13 protein-coding genes, 2 pseudogenes and 1 riboswitch are annotated in these 15,431 nt (G+C 51.4%); of the genes and pseudogenes, 10 read left to right on the forward strand and 5 right to left on the reverse strand.

The window, feature by feature from the left end; translation table 11 throughout:
• The first annotated feature begins 1 nt into the window (after position 1).
• Positions 2 to 334: a cytochrome o ubiquinol oxidase subunit IV gene (gene cyoD / locus SD71_RS06265; protein ID WP_041061096.1), complete on the forward strand. Its 333-nt coding sequence runs from the start codon at positions 2 to 4 to the stop codon at positions 332 to 334.
• Positions 335 to 392: 58 nt separating this feature from the next.
• Here cyoD and SD71_RS06270 read toward each other — a convergent pair whose 3' ends face one another.
• The 3 genes and pseudogenes from SD71_RS06270 to lgt all read right to left on the reverse strand — a co-directional run.
• The gene (locus SD71_RS06270) at positions 393 to 1,301 is read right to left on the reverse strand and encodes a cation diffusion facilitator family transporter (RefSeq protein WP_152619361.1); all 909 of its coding nucleotides are present in this window, start codon (positions 1,299 to 1,301) and stop codon (positions 393 to 395) included.
• 377 nt (positions 1,302 to 1,678) lie between these two features.
• Positions 1,679 to 2,486 (reverse strand): annotated as a pseudogene (locus tag SD71_RS06275) (sulfite exporter TauE/SafE family protein).
• A gap of 526 nt (positions 2,487 to 3,012) precedes the next feature.
• Positions 3,013 to 3,432 (reverse strand): annotated as a pseudogene (lgt, locus tag SD71_RS06280) (prolipoprotein diacylglyceryl transferase); the annotation flags it as partial.
• Between the two features lie 338 nt (positions 3,433 to 3,770).
• Positions 3,771 to 3,870, forward strand: a riboswitch (purine riboswitch).
• A gap of 69 nt (positions 3,871 to 3,939) precedes the next feature.
• Between lgt and SD71_RS06285 the strand changes: the two are divergent.
• Positions 3,940 to 5,373 carry an NAD(P)/FAD-dependent oxidoreductase gene (locus tag SD71_RS06285; RefSeq protein WP_041061099.1) on the forward strand — a complete coding sequence of 478 codons (1,434 nt, stop codon included), beginning with the start codon at positions 3,940 to 3,942 and terminating at the stop codon, positions 5,371 to 5,373.
• A gap of 483 nt (positions 5,374 to 5,856) precedes the next feature.
• Here the strand turns inward: SD71_RS06285 and SD71_RS06290 are convergent, their stop codons facing one another.
• Entirely contained in the window at positions 5,857 to 6,492 is a 636-nt protein-coding gene (locus tag SD71_RS06290; protein WP_041061101.1) for a DsbA family oxidoreductase, read from the reverse strand.
• Between the two features lie 130 nt (positions 6,493 to 6,622).
• Here SD71_RS06290 and SD71_RS06295 point away from each other — a divergent pair, with 130 nt between their 5' ends.
• From SD71_RS06295 to trxA, 5 genes are all read left to right on the forward strand, one after another.
• Complete coding sequence (locus SD71_RS06295; RefSeq protein WP_041061105.1) at positions 6,623 to 7,450, forward strand: aldo/keto reductase; 828 nt, start codon at positions 6,623 to 6,625, stop codon at positions 7,448 to 7,450.
• Between the two features lie 135 nt (positions 7,451 to 7,585).
• The gene (locus SD71_RS06300) at positions 7,586 to 8,938 is read left to right on the forward strand and encodes a cytochrome ubiquinol oxidase subunit I (RefSeq protein WP_041061108.1); all 1,353 of its coding nucleotides are present in this window, start codon (positions 7,586 to 7,588) and stop codon (positions 8,936 to 8,938) included.
• 9 nt (positions 8,939 to 8,947) lie between these two features.
• The gene (locus SD71_RS06305) at positions 8,948 to 9,979 is read left to right on the forward strand and encodes a cytochrome d ubiquinol oxidase subunit II (protein ID WP_041061111.1); all 1,032 of its coding nucleotides are present in this window, start codon (positions 8,948 to 8,950) and stop codon (positions 9,977 to 9,979) included.
• Positions 9,980 to 10,055: 76 nt separating this feature from the next.
• On the forward strand, positions 10,056 to 10,481 hold the full coding sequence (locus tag SD71_RS06310; RefSeq protein WP_041061114.1) for an RrF2 family transcriptional regulator: 426 nt from the start codon (positions 10,056 to 10,058) through the stop codon (positions 10,479 to 10,481).
• Between the two features lie 87 nt (positions 10,482 to 10,568).
• Positions 10,569 to 10,880 carry a thioredoxin gene (gene trxA / locus SD71_RS06315; RefSeq protein ID WP_041061117.1) on the forward strand — a complete coding sequence of 104 codons (312 nt, stop codon included), beginning with the start codon at positions 10,569 to 10,571 and terminating at the stop codon, positions 10,878 to 10,880.
• Positions 10,881 to 11,139: 259 nt separating this feature from the next.
• Here the strand turns inward: trxA and SD71_RS06320 are convergent, their stop codons facing one another.
• Positions 11,140 to 11,865 (reverse strand): hypothetical protein, encoded by a 726-nt coding sequence (locus SD71_RS06320; RefSeq protein ID WP_052476028.1) that lies wholly within the window; start codon positions 11,863 to 11,865, stop codon positions 11,140 to 11,142.
• A 104-nt stretch (positions 11,866 to 11,969) separates the two neighbouring features.
• Between SD71_RS06320 and SD71_RS06325 the strand changes: the two genes are divergently transcribed.
• The 3 genes from SD71_RS06325 (at position 11,970) to ychF (ending at position 15,322) form a co-directional block, all read left to right on the forward strand.
• Positions 11,970 to 13,223, forward strand: a complete 1,254-nt coding sequence (locus SD71_RS06325) for a molybdopterin-dependent oxidoreductase (RefSeq protein ID WP_041061119.1) — start codon at positions 11,970 to 11,972, stop codon at positions 13,221 to 13,223.
• Positions 13,224 to 13,259: 36 nt separating this feature from the next.
• Positions 13,260 to 14,150 carry a DUF6612 family protein gene (locus tag SD71_RS06330; RefSeq protein ID WP_041061123.1) on the forward strand — a complete coding sequence of 297 codons (891 nt, stop codon included), beginning with the start codon at positions 13,260 to 13,262 and terminating at the stop codon, positions 14,148 to 14,150.
• Between the two features lie 71 nt (positions 14,151 to 14,221).
• Positions 14,222 to 15,322, forward strand: a complete 1,101-nt coding sequence (gene ychF, locus SD71_RS06335) for a redox-regulated ATPase YchF (protein WP_041061126.1) — start codon at positions 14,222 to 14,224, stop codon at positions 15,320 to 15,322.
• Positions 15,323 to 15,431: the final 109 nt, after the last annotated feature.

Consider the following 15,431-nt stretch of genomic DNA (forward strand, 5'->3'; position numbering starts at 1 on the left):
GATGGCCCAGCATACGGCTCATGACAACCATGATTCGCATGAATCCCATGGCTCACTGAAATCTTACGTTATCGGTTTCGTACTATCGCTTGTTCTTACGATCATTCCGCTCGTTGTTGTACTGAATGACATGGTGGAAGGAACCGCGGCGATGGTCGTGCTTCTGGTAACCGCGGTCTTACAGTTCGTCGTTCAGCTCATCTTCTTCATGCATCTGAGGGAGGAACAGAAACCCCGCTGGAATCTTATGGCGTTGATACTGGGTATTTTCATCCTCTTAACGATCGTGATCGGTTCGATCTGGATTATGACGTACAACACGGTTGCTCATTAACTGTTGATATATGTAAAAGAGCCGTTCGAGGCGCAGTTCGCCTTGAACGGCTCTTTTGCTAGTTATCCCGCTGCGTATCGTCTACATACCAGGGATTCAAATGAACCATGACCTCGACGACGTCCAAGTCATCCTCCATGATCCTCTTTTTCAGCTCCCTGCTGATATCATGGCCTTGCTGTATCGTGTATTCGCCGGGTATGCCCACACGAACGTCAACCGTAATATAATGGCCGTGTTCGCGGGCTCTAACCCTGTCGATCCTCTTGATTTCCGTCTGCCCGGAGATCAGATCCTCATAACGGGAAATTTTCTCGAACGCCACATTGTGTTCCATCAGAATGTCGACAGCGTCGCGTCCCATTTCATAGGCCAATTTCAACACTAAAAGCGACACGATAATGCCGGCCACGGGATCCCCGTATGCAGCCCACCACCAACCGAAATGGTGGCCGAGCAGCCCCAGCCCAATCCCGATGACCGCAGCGAGAGACGCATACACATCGGCTAGATGATCCAAGGCCGTGGCTAACACGCTTTTGCTCTTGGTCGCATGTCCCACTCGGATGGTGTAAATGTACAGAGCTTGTTTCCATACCAAGGATAACACGGCCGCCCACAGTGCCAGCCAGCTTTCCTGACCCGGCGGCTCGAACAATGAGCGGACGGACTGCGCGCCGATCCAGAAAGCGGCCAGAACCAGAATAACCGCAACGAACGCCGAAGCCACGACTTCCGCTTTCCCATGACCGTACGGATGGTCTTCGTCCGCCGGTTTTTGAGATACCAAAGAAGAAGTCAGCGCCGCTCCGGAGGCGATGATGTCCCCTGCGTTGTGCACGCCGTCGGCGAGAAGAACAGGGCTGGCCAACAGCAGCCCCGCTGCCAGCTTCACAACAGTCAATATGATATTGCTGACCAAGCTGATCCATATCGCTAATAATCCGGAATGATTCCTAACCGCCACAATGATTACCCCTTCAAACAAAGTTTACTCCGCGCAAAAAATAAAACAGGCTCTCAACCCTTGGGTTGAAAGCCTGTTTTCGATATAATGCATGCTTGTGCGGGATATGAGTTCATGTATGATTACCACACTCTCTTCGAGTACGCGAATCCGTTCGTTTCATTGTAACATAGGGTGCCGGTGAAATGCGAACACGCGGTGAAACCGATTTGACCAAGATTCTAGAGAAACTGGGATAAGATAGGCGGTCTCGCCACAAAGCCAAACGCGGGCGAAATGCTTTGATGTTGCTGAAGCCATCGAACTACTAATTAAAAGCAGATAAAAACAGCGGATATTCTCGAGCCAAGAGGATATCCGTTTTGTATATTCATATTTCAATCATTGAAGGTTGAAACCAAAATAGATATCCAAATTTTAATTGCAATTATTGATGTTAAGATAAACAAACCATACCGCAGCACTTTTACGTTTATTCTGGAACTTACTTTCAGTCCAATATAAGCTCCGAACAGACTGCCGACCACGGTAAAAACAATAGGTAAAATCGGTAAATGGTCTGTCGTCAGTTTCCCGATCACACCACCAATAGCGGAGATGAATACGATAGGAAGCGAGGATACTATGGTGATCCTGGCGGGAATTTTCAACACCGTTAACATGATTGGAATGAGAATGAACCCTCCACCAGCCCCGACTACACCAGATACTATGCCAACCAAAAAAGCTGACACGATAGCGACTCCTTTGCTAAAGGTGATACGGGAAAAAGTGTTATCCTCTCTTGCCTTATTAGGAATCAGCATTAAGGTGGCGGCGATGATCGCCAGTATTCCATAAATGATGTTAATAACATGTCCATGCACGTAGCCTGAACCAAATCCTCCAATGAGACTGCCAAATAAGCTACTGGTTCCCATGTAGATGATTAGTTCTTTGTGAATGAAACGGCTGTTTTTCCCCTTCCTGAACATTGCGAAGAAACCTGCTGCTGAGGCAAAAAAAGACTTGGAACATACTAATGGAGGAAACCTCATGTGAACTGAACGGAATAAATCCCAGAATCGGAGGAACAAATAAGAGCAAAGGATAATTAATGATCGCCCCCCCTATGCCTAATAATCCTGAGAAAAACGAACCAATAAGCCCTAAAAGAACCATAATAAAATACAGGAATATGTCCATAACTCTCTCCTTGCCTCAATCATGGAAAATAATTAACCTTACAACCCTATACTTAGACTGAAGAGTAAGTTATAATAAATCCAAGTAATTTTATCGGTTATAAGGTGATAAACTATGCTTAACATTTTGAAAAAGTTATTTGAAAATAGATGTCCTATTTGCAAAGAGCTCTTGTCCGCGACAAATGATGTTATATGCTGTTCCAAAGTGTGTCCCAATGGTCATTATAAAGAAGAAAGCTATTATTCACTAGGGGTTAGAATTGTATATGAGGATAACAAAAGCGATCTCCCCTATGATCATTTTTCATAATCAAAAAAGCAGTTCCCAGTTGGAACTGCTTTTAATTTGCGTTAATTTACTCCCCTAACTTCCTGCCTCACAGAGCCTATACTCACCTTTTCATTCAATACTGGGTCGCGATAATAAACTGGATTCTTAATCGTTTTTCTTCGCATGATGATAACAATAACCGCTACTAAGATAATGCAAATTGCTAATAGCTGCGAAATTCTTATATTCTTGGTGCCTCCTGATTCACAAAATTGCCCCAACGACCCATCATTTGCCCTGCAATGAGCCCCGGTGCACAAATATCGGCGATTCGTAAGAAAGAATGCCCTTTACGACGAGTATAGATTATCCCAGCCAATATCGCTCCAATTAAAGCTCCATAAATAGCGATTCCACCATGCCAGATCTGTATGATTTCAATGGGATTATGACGATACTGCTCCCACTCAAAAGCAACATAATAGAGCCGGGCACCAATGAGAGCGGATGGTAGTCCAATCAAAAGTAAGTCAAAAAAGAAATCTTGAGAAATGCCAAACCGCTTGCCTTCACGAATTGCCAGTAAAAGACCAAGCAAAGCACCAATAGCGATTATGATTCCATACCAATGAACTTCAAGAGGGCCAACTGCGATCGCAATAGGATTTAGCATTGTAAATATAGCATTCCCTTCATAATACATAGTGTAAGACTACGATGCGTTGGCGTGAATACTTGTTTATCTTAACATGTTTTAACATCAATTTGCTCAGTAAGAAGTGTACTCCGCACAGGCCATCCTCTCCATCATCTTCATTCATCAGCACGCTGCCGGTAATTCGGCAGCGTTTTTCATTGCATTTGCAGTACACTAAATGTTCGGAAATATAATAAAATTTATTTAATAATGCAGAACAATACCATTATTGTATGAGTAAAAAACGAACATTTGAATGAAAGTACCCTTGACTTGTGCGTATAAATGGTTTACTCTACGGAATGGCATGATCATAAACGAATGAATTCATCCATCGTATATCCTCGGCAATATGGGCCGAGAGTCTCTACCAGGAGCCGCAAATTCCTGACTACGAAGGATGTGGGACACCCACACCCTTCGGCAGTCGGGATTTTTCCGTTCTTACGGACACGCGCAAGTTACTCGGGAGGAGCACACAACATGAACCACTATGATGTGATCGTCGTCGGTGCGGGGCCGGCCGGTATTTTCACATGCTATGAGCTGACAAGAAAAGCGCCATCCCTTAAGGTGCTCTTAGTTGATAAAGGACACGATATTCATTACCGCCGCTGTCCCATTCTGGAGAACAAAATCGCGCTTTGTCCGCCGCCTTCCGGCAGAAAGGACTTCGCCGGCTGTCTGCCCGCCTGTTCCATAACCGCGGGTTTCGGCGGAGCAGGCGCCTACAGCGATGGAAAGTTCAATATTACGACTGAATTCGGCGGCTGGCTGACGGACTATCTGGCACCCACCCAAGTGATGAGCCTCATCCGCTATGTCGATGAAATCAATCTTGAGCATGGCGCAACAATCAACTTGACCGATCCGACCACCGAAGTGGTGAAAAACATCGAGCACCGGGGCTTCGCGGCGGGTTTAAAGCTGCTGCGCGCGCAAGTTCGCCATTTGGGGACGGAGCAGAATCTTCAGATATTGAAATCTATTTTCGCGTATTTGGATACAAGGATTGAAATGCGGTTCAAGACTGAGGTCGCTGATTTGCTGACCGACAAAGTGGACGGCAGCCATCGGGTGCGGGGAATCGTGCTAAAGAATGGGGAGGAGCTGCAGGCTTCCCGGGTGGTGGTCGCTCCCGGCCGGGACGGCTCCGCTTGGCTGAGCGAAGTGTTGAAGCGCCGGCGTCTGCGGATGTCCAATAATCAGGTGGACGTCGGTGTCCGCGTCGAAACATCCGACGTGGTCATGAGGGAGATCAACGAGCATTTGTATGAGGGCAAATTCGTCTACAACACCTCGGTAGGCACACGCGTCCGCACATTCTGCAGCAACCCATCGGGGCATGTAGTGGTGGAGAATCACAGCGGCGTCATGGCCGCCAACGGACATGCGTACAAGGATCCGGCGCTCGGATCCACGAATACGAATTTTGCGCTTCTTGTTTCGCACAAATTCACCGAACCTTTCGATAAACCTAATGAGTATGCTCGCGAAATTTGTAAAAGGGCGAACGATTTATCCAGCGGAGGCGTCATTGTGCAGAAATACGGCGATATCCTGCGGGGAAGGCGTTCCACCGGCGGCCGGATCAAAGAGGGATTCCTCGAACCCACGCTGAAAGAGGCGGTTCCTGGAGATCTCGGGTTGGTGCTTCCGTACAATACGATGAGAAGCTTGATCGAGATGGTCGAAGCGCTTGATAAGGTAACGCCGGGGATTGCCTCCGAGCATACGTTGTTCTACGGCGTGGAAGCCAAATTCTATTCGGCGCGACCCAAGCTGAGTGCAACGCTGGAGACGGAGATCGCCGGCCTCTATTGCGGCGGCGACGGCGCCGGTGTCACCCGCGGCCTGGCGCAAGCCGGCGCTGCCGGCGTCTGGATCGCGCGTGCAATTACCGATACGCTCGTCTGAAACAAAAAGCGCATTAACGATGCCAAACATCGCTAATGCGCTTTCTCGTCGCTGACCGACCCGAACAACGGTGCAAAACATCGTACTTCGCTGCGCAAATGGGGTTCAAAGGGTGAGGGAAGCGAGATTAACGATGAAAAACATCGTTAATCAGCCGCAGCAGCCATTGCAACTACTCCACAATGATGAAAAAGATCGCTACAGCCAACTCATAAGCCCAAAACATCCGTAACAAGTCTGTCTCCACGCTGGATTCGCTGGCATAAGGACAAAAAGGGCATATGAGCCGGCATTTTGCCGTACAACACATGCCGACGCTCACCGATACGCCCAAAATGTCCGTAAAATCTAGACTCACATGCACAACTCACGCGAATACGGACAAAATGGGCCTATCGAGCCTGCTGCACTTCTGCGGACTCCGCCCAATCCAGCCTATCGAGCCGCTCGCAGTTCAGCGGACCCTACCAAATCCGGCCTCTCCTAGCCTTGCCGCTCGATTTTGCGAAACGCTTCGAGAAATTGCGCGGCCGGATAAGCGCCCGACAACGCATATTTATTGTTAATGATAAAGAACGGTACCCCGGTTAGGCCCAGCCCTTGCGCGGTCTCGATATCCTTCTGCACGGAGTCGGACCCCTCACCGGCGTCGATGCGCCGGCCGAGATCCTCGGCGTCGATCTTTAATTCTGCGGCAATGTCCAGCAGGACTTGCTTCACCGCAATGTCCCTGCCTTCTTCAAAATAAGCCCTCATTACGGCCTCCACCCATTCCGGTTGCCGATCTTCAGGCACCAGCGCTGTCATTCTGTGAGCCAGAACAGTGTTCGGCATACGGGGGACCTCATCGAATCGAAAAGTTACGCCGACCGCCGCACCAGCCTCGGTAACCCGCTCCAGCATAGGCCGCAAACGCTCCGCTCCACCCATTTTTTTCTCCATCGCATCGTTAAAAGGCAGTCCCTCCGGTGGAAGACTCGGATCAAGCTGGTACGCATGATAATTCACTTCGATCGTCGCGTCGCTTTCCTGGCTCCACGCCAGTAAAGCGTCGTTCATATTTTTCTTGCCTATGCGGCACCACGGGCACACCATATCCGAATAAACATCGATTTTCATCCGAATCACCTCTCCGTACTTTGTTTTCCCTAGTATGGCAGACCGGATGGCGGCACACAATGTGCGGGAACAGATATGTAAATGTTAAAATAGCAAATAGGCGGTTTTACCAATCAAGGGAGGAATTCGGATGCAGCTATCAATCACCTCGACGGTGGAGCTTTTGAATGGGGTTACGATGCCTCGGCTCGGTCTGGGCGTGTGGCGTACGCAGGAGGGGGAAGAGACGGAGAATGCGGTCTCGGCAGCTTTGAAGGCCGGCTACCGCAGCATCGACACGGCCTCGTTATATAAGAATGAACAAGATGTGGGGCGCGCAGTACGGGCATCCGGTATCCCGCGCGATCAGGTGTTCATAACGACAAAAGTGTGGAACGATGATCAAGGCTACGACTCTACTCTTAAAGCTTTTCAAAGCAGTTTGGATCGGCTGGGGATGGACTATGTCGACATGTATTTGGTCCATTGGCCGGTGAAAGGCAAATACATAGATACATACCGTGCGCTCGAGGAGCTGTACGACCAAGGCCGGATCAGGGCGATCGGCGTCAGCAACTTTACGATCGGTCATCTGGAAGATCTGATGGCTCACTGCCGGATTAAGCCGATGGTGAACCAGGTGGAGTTCCATCCGATGCTCACGCAGAAAAAGCTGCTGGCATTCTGCCGCAAGGAAGGCATTCAGCTTGAATCGTGGCGCCCGCTGATGCAAGGCAATCTCGATCTTCCGCTGCTCGCGGAGCTATCTGCCAAGTACGGCAAAACTCCGGCGCAGGTCGTTGTGCGTTGGCACTTGCAGCTCGGCGTTGTTACCATCCCCAAGTCGGTGAGGGAAGAACGGATTCGTGAAAATGCGGACGTGTTCGATTTCGAGCTCGAGCCGGAGGATATGAATCGTATCGATGCGCTGAACCGGGACCACCGCTTCGGTGCGGATCCGGACAACTTCGATTTCTAAAATAATGGTGTAAGCGGCCGGACTCCTGACGGGGTCCGGTTTTTTGCGTCTTCACAGCTACCGCATAGCGCCCCGGTGGAACAGACATACTAACAGGAAACTTTTGCACATTATGGAAAGGGGCTGACCGTAATCATGCATACCGTCAACATGGCGCGGTCTTTATTCGGAGTTTCCATGGCGTTCCACATTATTTTCGCGACGATGGGGGTAGGCATCCCGTTCATGATCCTGTGCGCGGAGCTGATCAATCGATTCAAGCCCGACGCGGATTTCGCCCTCATGGCCAGAAGAATGACCAAAGGCTTCGCCATCAATCTCGGAGTGGCCATCCCTTCCGGGACGATCGTAGGGACGATGCTTGCGTTGTTGTGGCCGGGATTCATGGAGATCGTCGGTCAAGTGATCGCAGTACCTTTTCAAGTCGAAATGTGGGCGTTTTTCCTTGAAGCGTTGTTCCTGTCCATTTACGTATATGGAGCCGACAGGCTCAGCCCTAACATGCGCTTGCTCAGTGTCGCGTTTGTCTGGTTGGGCGGTACGGCGTCTGCCGTGCTCATTACCGATGCGCATGCATGGATGAATACGCCGAGAGGGTTCGACAGGATCGACGGAAAAATTATGAATGTCGATCCTTGGGCTGCGGTGTTCAACCCCAGCATTAAAGTTACCGCTATTCATGTCTCTTTGTCCGCATTTACCGCGGGTGCATTCGTCGTCGTTACCATTGCCGCTGTAAAGCTGCTTCGCCGAAACCTGGAAGAACAGGTGCGCAGATACTACCTGAAAGGGCTCACCCTCGGCTTGATCGTCGGACTGGTCGTCTCATTGGCCACAGCTCTCAACGGTCACGAGACTGCTCAAATGCTGCACGAATATTTGCCTGAAAAGTTGGCCGCAGCGGAAGGCTTGTTCGAAACGACAAGCCACGCCCCGCTGGTGGTGGGCGGTATACCGGATGCGGAGCAGCAGCGTGTCGTCGGAGGTATTGAGATTCCTTGGGCGCTCAGCTTTCTGGCCACGAATACTTTCACCGGTGTGGTTAGAGGGCTGAACGACTTTCCGCGGGAGGACTGGCCGCCGCTTTTCACGCACTATCTTTTTGACCTGATGGTGATGATCGGAAGCTTTCTGCTGGCCATATCGGCACTATCCCTGCTGCTCAGGAAATTTGGCCCTCGTAAGTATCCGCGCTGGCTGTTGACCATTCTCGTTTTCACCGGGCCATTGGCGTTACTGGCGATTGAATTCGGCTGGATTTTCAGCTGCAGCGGAAGGCAGCCGTGGACGATTTACCACGTGATGAGGACTGCCGAAGCCGCTACCCGTACGGCAAATGTGGATTTACTGTTTGTGATGTTCACCGCTTTATATGTGTTTCTTCTCGTAGCTACGGGTTTGGTGCTTCGTTATTATTTCCGCAAGCACCCGGTTATTGAGGATTTAAACAAGAGAAATGTCCCGCGGACGGAATCCAAAGGGGTGTGAGCTGCAGTCATGAATGAACCGGAAATCGGAATCGCCGTCGTTTGGGTGTTTTTGTTCGGATATGCGATATTGGGGTCTATCGATCTGGGGGCGGGTTACTGGTCCATGATTTACGGCGGAGAGCGGGAGAACCGTCCGGCGCAAACGGCTAACCGCTACCTTTCGCCGACTTGGGAGCTGACGAATACTTTTCTCGTTCTTTTGGTTGTGGCGACCATCGGCTTGTTCCCGCATGCGGCCGCTTTATTGGGATCGGTTCTGCTGCTGCCTGTCGGGCTGGTGCTGCTTCTGCTCACGATAAGAAGCGCCATGATGGTGTTCGCCTACTCGAGCTCTGCGCAAAGATTCATTCGAGTGCTGCGGATTGTGTCCGGCGTGACCGGAGTTCTGATTCCAGGTTTGTTGTTAAGCGTGCTGCCGGTTACTCTTGGCGGCTTTATCAGCATGGAGAACGGCTATCCGCAGCTGGAGTTCGCCAGGCTGTTCACCCGTCCGACGGAATATGCGCATTTGGGTTTTGGTCTTTCCAGCGAGCTTTTCCTCTCCTCGATCTTTCTTGCGGATTATGCGCGGGAAGGAGGGGACGAGCCGACTTCCCGAGTGTTTAGGCGGCAGGCCATGACATTTGGGCCCATTGCTTTTGCGTTCGGCGCGATGGCGGTCATCACAATGGAACCGGAGGCGCAGTGGATTGTGAATCGGATCCAGGAGAGATGGCCGTATTTCCTGCTGTCGCTGATCGTGTTCATCGTTTCGTATTTGCTGCTGTCTTGGCCTCGCCCTGGAGGGCGTAACGGTTATATAAGGGCGGCTGTTATCGGAGTCGTGCTGCAGTATGCCATCGCCAGCTTAGCCTATGGAACGGCGCACATGCCTTACATCGTTTATCCTTTGATGACCGTGTACGAGGGAGCGACAAACCCTTCAATGTTCTGGTGGCTTTTGACCGGGTATGCTATCATGGCCGCTGTACTGTTTCCCGGCTTTGTCCTGTTTTGGCGGTTGTTCCTTAAGGATAAAAGATATGTAGGCACCAAATAATACAGGACGATGGGGACCCTTGACAGCGCCAACTGTAACTGATATTATTACAGTAACCACCGGGGAGGCGCCTTACATGAACAGTGAATTCGTTATAGCTGTCCACAGCCTTGTTCTCCTGGCGCATCGTCCCGACGGAATGGCGTCGAGCGAAGAAATCGCGTCCAATGTTTGCACGAATCCGGTTCGTGTCCGCAAGGTCATGAGCTGTCTTCGCAAAAATGGTTTCGTTGACACGAGAGAAGGTTCCGGCGGAGGCTATAAGCTGTCACGGGAACCCGATGATGTGACGTTGGCCGATGTTTACCGGGCTTTGGCCGCCGGTTCGCTTGCTCCCACCTGGTGCAGCGGCGATCCGGAAATGGACTGTGTGGTGGCATCCAACATGGCGGACGTGATGAACTCTGTTTTTTGCGGAGCCGATCGTCAGCTCGAAATGTATTTCGAGACGATCACCATCGGACAGATGCTGTCACGGATTAACGCGAAAGCCAGAGCTTAGCGGACGGATGGAGCGGGTATATTACGAGTACCCGATCATCATAGGTTTTTTAATACATTTTTTAATGCGGATAAGGAGAGATGTTCCATGGCAGTTGCAGTTACCAAAGACAATTTCAACGAAACCGTCTCACAGGGCGTTTCCTTGCTGGACTTCTGGGCACCTTGGTGCGGACCTTGCAAAATGCAGCTTCCGATCGTGGAAGAGCTGTCTGAAGAGTTGAAAGGCAAAGCGACCATCGCCAAAGTCAACGTTGACGAGCAGCCTGAACTGGCCAGCCAATTCGGTGTAATGAGTATCCCTACATTGATCCTCTTCAAAGACGGACAGCCGGTTGACAAACTCGTCGGCCTGCAAAGCAAAGAATCGCTCAAAAACAAAATTCAAAACCAAATGTAACTTGTAAGAGCACGATACCTGTGAGGTGTCGTGCTTTTTTTGTGCCCACGCGCGCCGTGCCTTTTGCACACTATCCCTTTCCGTCAGGGTTTCTGGTGAAATTCCGGTTCATGGAGGCTGGCGCCGCCTCGCCTGACCGAACGGGATATCGCTCATAAGCTAACAAACACACATATACATACATCAGAACTACCCGGGCACCGGCCAAAATAAAAAGCGCCAAGCCGATGACGCGGCTCAAGGCGCTCTATCTTCATTTTCAGATCGTCCATTGGCCGTGCACGACAGCACACAGCTTCCACTCCGATCCGGATTTCACGAACATTAGCACAAGACTTTGCCAGTCCTGTCCTTTATACTTTTTATCAAAGCCAGGAAAATAGAATTCAACATACGATGCTTTCGGATACACGTCTGTGCCGTTAAACTTCACGTTCCCGGTTGCTTTGATTTTGCCCGCGTTCACTTCAGGCGCTTCTGCGAAATCCTGGCTGTAGACGAACTTTTCGAAGTAATCCCGGAAAGACAACTCGATCGGATCGCCGCTGCCGTCAAAAACCCCCCACTTAAGCTTCATCGAATCTTTGAAGGCAGGAAGCTCATCCGGCTTGAACACCAAGTCAGACTCGGGATTGATATGGTAATAGGGCGAGAACCGCAGGCCTAATTCGGGGTCAATCGTTTCGGAAAGTGATTTCAAGTCCCTCTCACGCAGGTATTCGACGACTTCTTGAGCCGCGTTCATTAATTGGGTTTCGGCATTCTCAGACGGTTCCTTAGAGCCGCCGTCCGACGATCCGACTCCGCTGGATATGGGTGACGGTTCGTTGCTCGGCACGTCTGTCGGCGTAATCACCGTAGCGCTGGGTGATTCCGGAGTTGCCATCGGAACATCGGTTGTTCCGCTGTCGCTCGCATTCGATCCGCAGCCGGCCAGCAAGAGCGCGAGAAGGGCCGCAGACAAAAGCGGGTAGACTCTGCGCATTATCATACCTCCTTGCTTGTAAGTACTCATTTAGACGCAAAACAAGCCGAGATGTTCCGCTGGAAAATGCAAGGAATCAAGTTTTTTCAACGGGAGGGCGTAAAATGGGCGGTAAGAAGCCGGGGTTCGGGAAGCAGCTGGGCGATTTGCATCGATGGAACGCTTGGATTACAGTCATTCTTGCAGTGACAGGGTTACTATTGGCATGGGATGTCGTGCGCGGATGGTTGAACGGTGAAGCCAGAAATCCGATCAAACAGCTTCACATCGCGCTGGGCGTTCTTTCCGCGGTTCTCATTGTGCTCTATACTCCGCTGATGCGGCGCCATTTGAAACAAATCAGGCAGCGCCCGCGTCAGAAAGGTAATCTGGCTTTTGTGCTCGTGCTGCTTGTCGGCTGGTTTCTATCTGGAATCGTCCTTTGGCAGCTTAGGTTATTCCCGCCTGTATGGGCGAATGCCGCGCTTCTGGTGCATGATTTGCTCACTTGGGTTGCGGTACCTTATCTCGTCTTTCATTCGGTCACCCGTATCCGGTGGATGAAGCAGCCCGAACGCCGCGCAATCAAGACAGCACCGGCCGCTTCCCCGGAATCATCAGACCCGGACCGCCGCCGGCCTTATGAGGAGCCTGCTCCATGGATAAACCGCAGGCAGTTCTTGAAATGGTCGATCGGTGCCGTTATCGCGGTAACCGCAGCTCCGCCGTTTTTCCGGTGGCTGGCGAAAGCCGGCAGCGGGTTCACTTCAACACGCGATGTGATGGGAACCGATGCGAATCCGAACATGATGCTGCCTGATCCTGTGCCGCTCCCGGACTCCGTCAACGTAATCGGCGGGGGCGCCCAAGGTTATTTTCGTCCGTATACCGTTACTCGTTTTCCTAAATTTGATTCGAACAGTTGGAGTTTCACGGTGAATGGGCTGGTCGACAACCCCGGCAAGTGGAATTGGGAGCAGTTCCTCGCCCTGTCCCGCGCCGTACAGGTAAGTGATTTTCACTGCGTAACGGGATGGTCGGTGTATAAAAATACGTGGGAAGGAATCCCGCTGTCCGCATTGCTGCAGCAAGCCGGTGTGAAGCCGAACGCGAGGTTTGTGAAATTTTACTCCGGGGACGGCGTTTATACCGATGCGATATCTTTGGAACAAGCCGGCATGAAGGACGTGATGGTGGCTGTTCTGCATGACGGGAATCCGATCCATCGCGATTACGGCGGTCCGGTCCGGTTAATTGTGCCTGCCATGTACGCTTATAAATCGGTAAAATGGTTGGAGCGCATCGAACTCGTCGAAGAGGAACATATCGGGTATTGGGAGGTGCGGGGTTACGATAACGACGCTTGGATCAAAGCCTGACTATTGTTCGTAACTTTATCCGCAAGGGGGTTCATTATGTTTTCGTCAAAAATGTTTTATGATCGCAGAATCGTTTTACTGGCTTTCTTATTGTCCGCAGCCATCGGCATTTCCGGGTGTTCATCCGAAACTCCGGAAGCCGGCGCGCCATCCCAAGTTAAACCGGCTGACAATCCGGCAGCAGCGCTTCTGACGGAAGCGCAAGCCGCCACACGAACGATGAAGAAGTATGGGTTTCAGCTGCAAATGACTCAGAAAGTTACCGGTGCCACCGAAGCCGACAACGCTTATTTCAAAGTCGACATGGTCGGCCGCGTGGAACGGGATCCTCTTAAACTGGATCAGACGATAAAAAACGATGATAACGGAGAAGTCTCGACCTTGCGATCGTTGATTGTTCCTGGAGCCTACTACATGTACATGCAGGACTTCGAGGAATGGAGCAAGCTTTCGAAAACCGATGCGGAGGACAATATAAAGACGCTGTCCGATTTCCAGGTGAATCCCGAAAAAGCGCTGAAAGACATTCAATCGCTCGGCAATTCGTTGAAGGATGAAAAGACCGGACAAGCTGTGACCGTTAAATATGACGGCGCCGGCCCCGAAGGCAAAGCCTATCTGGAAGGTGTGCTGGAAAGCGCGATGGGACTGTCGAGCTTCGACAAGAGTGTCCGGGACACTCTTGACATTCAACAACTGAACGTGTCCGTGACGCTGGATGCGGTTAAGCATTGGCCTCTTTCCTATCGAATAGAGTCGACGATGACGCTTGAATTTGAACCTGGAAAAAAGTCTTCCATCCATCAGACGATAGCAGGCACCTACAGCAAACATAACGCCTCTGCCGCCGTCACCGTGCCTAAAGAAGCCAAAGAAGCGATCGACCCGGATCAAATGCCGGAAGAAGACGGTTCCGGCCCGCTGTAACGGCGCTGTGGACGTTCCCTTCCACTTCCGTTATAATTGCGTGAGAATTTAAGGTCAGGAGTGTTCGATCAATGGCACTGTCATGTGGAATTGTCGGACTGCCCAACGTAGGGAAGTCGACGTTATTTAACGCAATCACGCAAGCGGGCGCGGAGTCCGCTAACTATCCTTTTTGCACGATTGATCCGAATGTGGGTGTTGTGGAAGTTCCGGATGAGCGCCTGCAAAAGCTGGCCGACATCGTGAATCCGAACCGGATCGTCCCGACAGCGTTCGAGTTTGTCGATATTGCCGGCTTGGTGAAAGGCGCGAGCCGCGGTGAAGGCCTGGGCAACAAATTCCTTGCCAATATTCGCGAAGTCGACGCGATCGTCCATGTCGTACGCTGCTTTGAAGACGAGAATATCACGCACGTCTCCGGTAAAGTGAACCCGATTCACGATATCGAGATCATCAATCTTGAGCTCATTCTGGCGGACATCGATTCGGTCGAGAAACGGATGGATCGCACACGCAAAAGCCTGAAGGGCGGCGACAAGAAGCCGGCTCAAGAGCTCGCGGCGCTGGAACGCATTCATGCGGCATTGCTGGAAGAAAAGCCGGCCAGAAGCGTCGAGCTCAGCGACGAAGAGAAGCTGCTTGTGCGCGATCTTCATTTGCTGACGATGAAGCCGGTGCTGTACGCTGCGAACGTGAGCGAAAGCGAAGCGGCCAACGCGGACGGCAACCCTTTTGTACAGCAGGTGCGCGAATTTGCTGATGCCGAAGGTTCCGAAGTGGTGCCGATCAGCGCCAAAGTGGAGTCCGAAATCGCCGAATTGGAAGGCGAGGACAAGGATCTGTTCCTGGAAGAGCTCGGTTTGACCGAGTCCGGACTCGACCGGCTCATCAGTGCCGCCTACAAGCTGCTCGGATTGTATACGTACTTCACCGCAGGCGTGCAGGAAGTGAGAGCATGGACGATCCGCAAAGGCACGAAAGCGCCTCAAGCGGCCGCTGTCATCCACACGGATTTCGAGCGCGGCTTCATACGGGCCGAAGTCGTTTCCTATGCGGATCTGGTTGCCGCGGGGTCGATGAACGCCGCCAAAGAAAAAGGGCAGCTGCGCCTCGAAGGCAAAGAGTATGTCGTGGCCGACGGCGATGTCATGCATTTCCGTTTCAACGTGTAACAATAGCTTATCAACGCAGATGGCGAGCCCTGGGGCTCGCCATTTTATTTTGCGGCTGCAGCTGCAGGGAACGATTTTTGACGGATACTCACTAAATTTTGCTGTAACC

Source organism: Cohnella kolymensis (assembly GCF_000829465.1).
GTDB classification, from domain to species: domain Bacteria; phylum Bacillota; class Bacilli; order Paenibacillales; family Paenibacillaceae; genus Cohnella; species Cohnella kolymensis.

Excerpts from the sequence above, each read along its gene's own strand:
- SD71_RS06300 (WP_041061108.1), top strand. The coding sequence starts at position 7,586 with ATGCATACCGTCAACATGGCGCGGTCTTTATTCGGAGTTTCCATGGCG.
- SD71_RS06295 (WP_041061105.1), top strand. The coding sequence starts at position 6,623 with ATGCAGCTATCAATCACCTCGACGGTGGAGCTTTTGAATGGGGTTACG.
- SD71_RS06320 (WP_052476028.1), bottom strand. The coding sequence starts at position 11,865 with ATGCGCAGAGTCTACCCGCTTTTGTCTGCGGCCCTTCTCGCGCTCTTG.
- SD71_RS06330 (WP_041061123.1), top strand. The coding sequence starts at position 13,260 with ATGTTTTCGTCAAAAATGTTTTATGATCGCAGAATCGTTTTACTGGCT.
- SD71_RS06290 (WP_041061101.1), bottom strand. The coding sequence starts at position 6,492 with ATGAAAATCGATGTTTATTCGGATATGGTGTGCCCGTGGTGCCGCATA.
- SD71_RS06285 (WP_041061099.1), top strand. The coding sequence starts at position 3,940 with ATGAACCACTATGATGTGATCGTCGTCGGTGCGGGGCCGGCCGGTATT.
- SD71_RS06305 (WP_041061111.1), top strand. The coding sequence starts at position 8,948 with ATGAATGAACCGGAAATCGGAATCGCCGTCGTTTGGGTGTTTTTGTTC.
- SD71_RS06325 (WP_041061119.1), top strand. The coding sequence starts at position 11,970 with ATGGGCGGTAAGAAGCCGGGGTTCGGGAAGCAGCTGGGCGATTTGCAT.
- ychF (WP_041061126.1), top strand. The coding sequence starts at position 14,222 with ATGGCACTGTCATGTGGAATTGTCGGACTGCCCAACGTAGGGAAGTCG.
- SD71_RS06310 (WP_041061114.1), top strand. The coding sequence starts at position 10,056 with ATGAACAGTGAATTCGTTATAGCTGTCCACAGCCTTGTTCTCCTGGCG.
- cyoD (WP_041061096.1), top strand. The coding sequence starts at position 2 with ATGGCCCAGCATACGGCTCATGACAACCATGATTCGCATGAATCCCAT.
- trxA (WP_041061117.1), top strand. The coding sequence starts at position 10,569 with ATGGCAGTTGCAGTTACCAAAGACAATTTCAACGAAACCGTCTCACAG.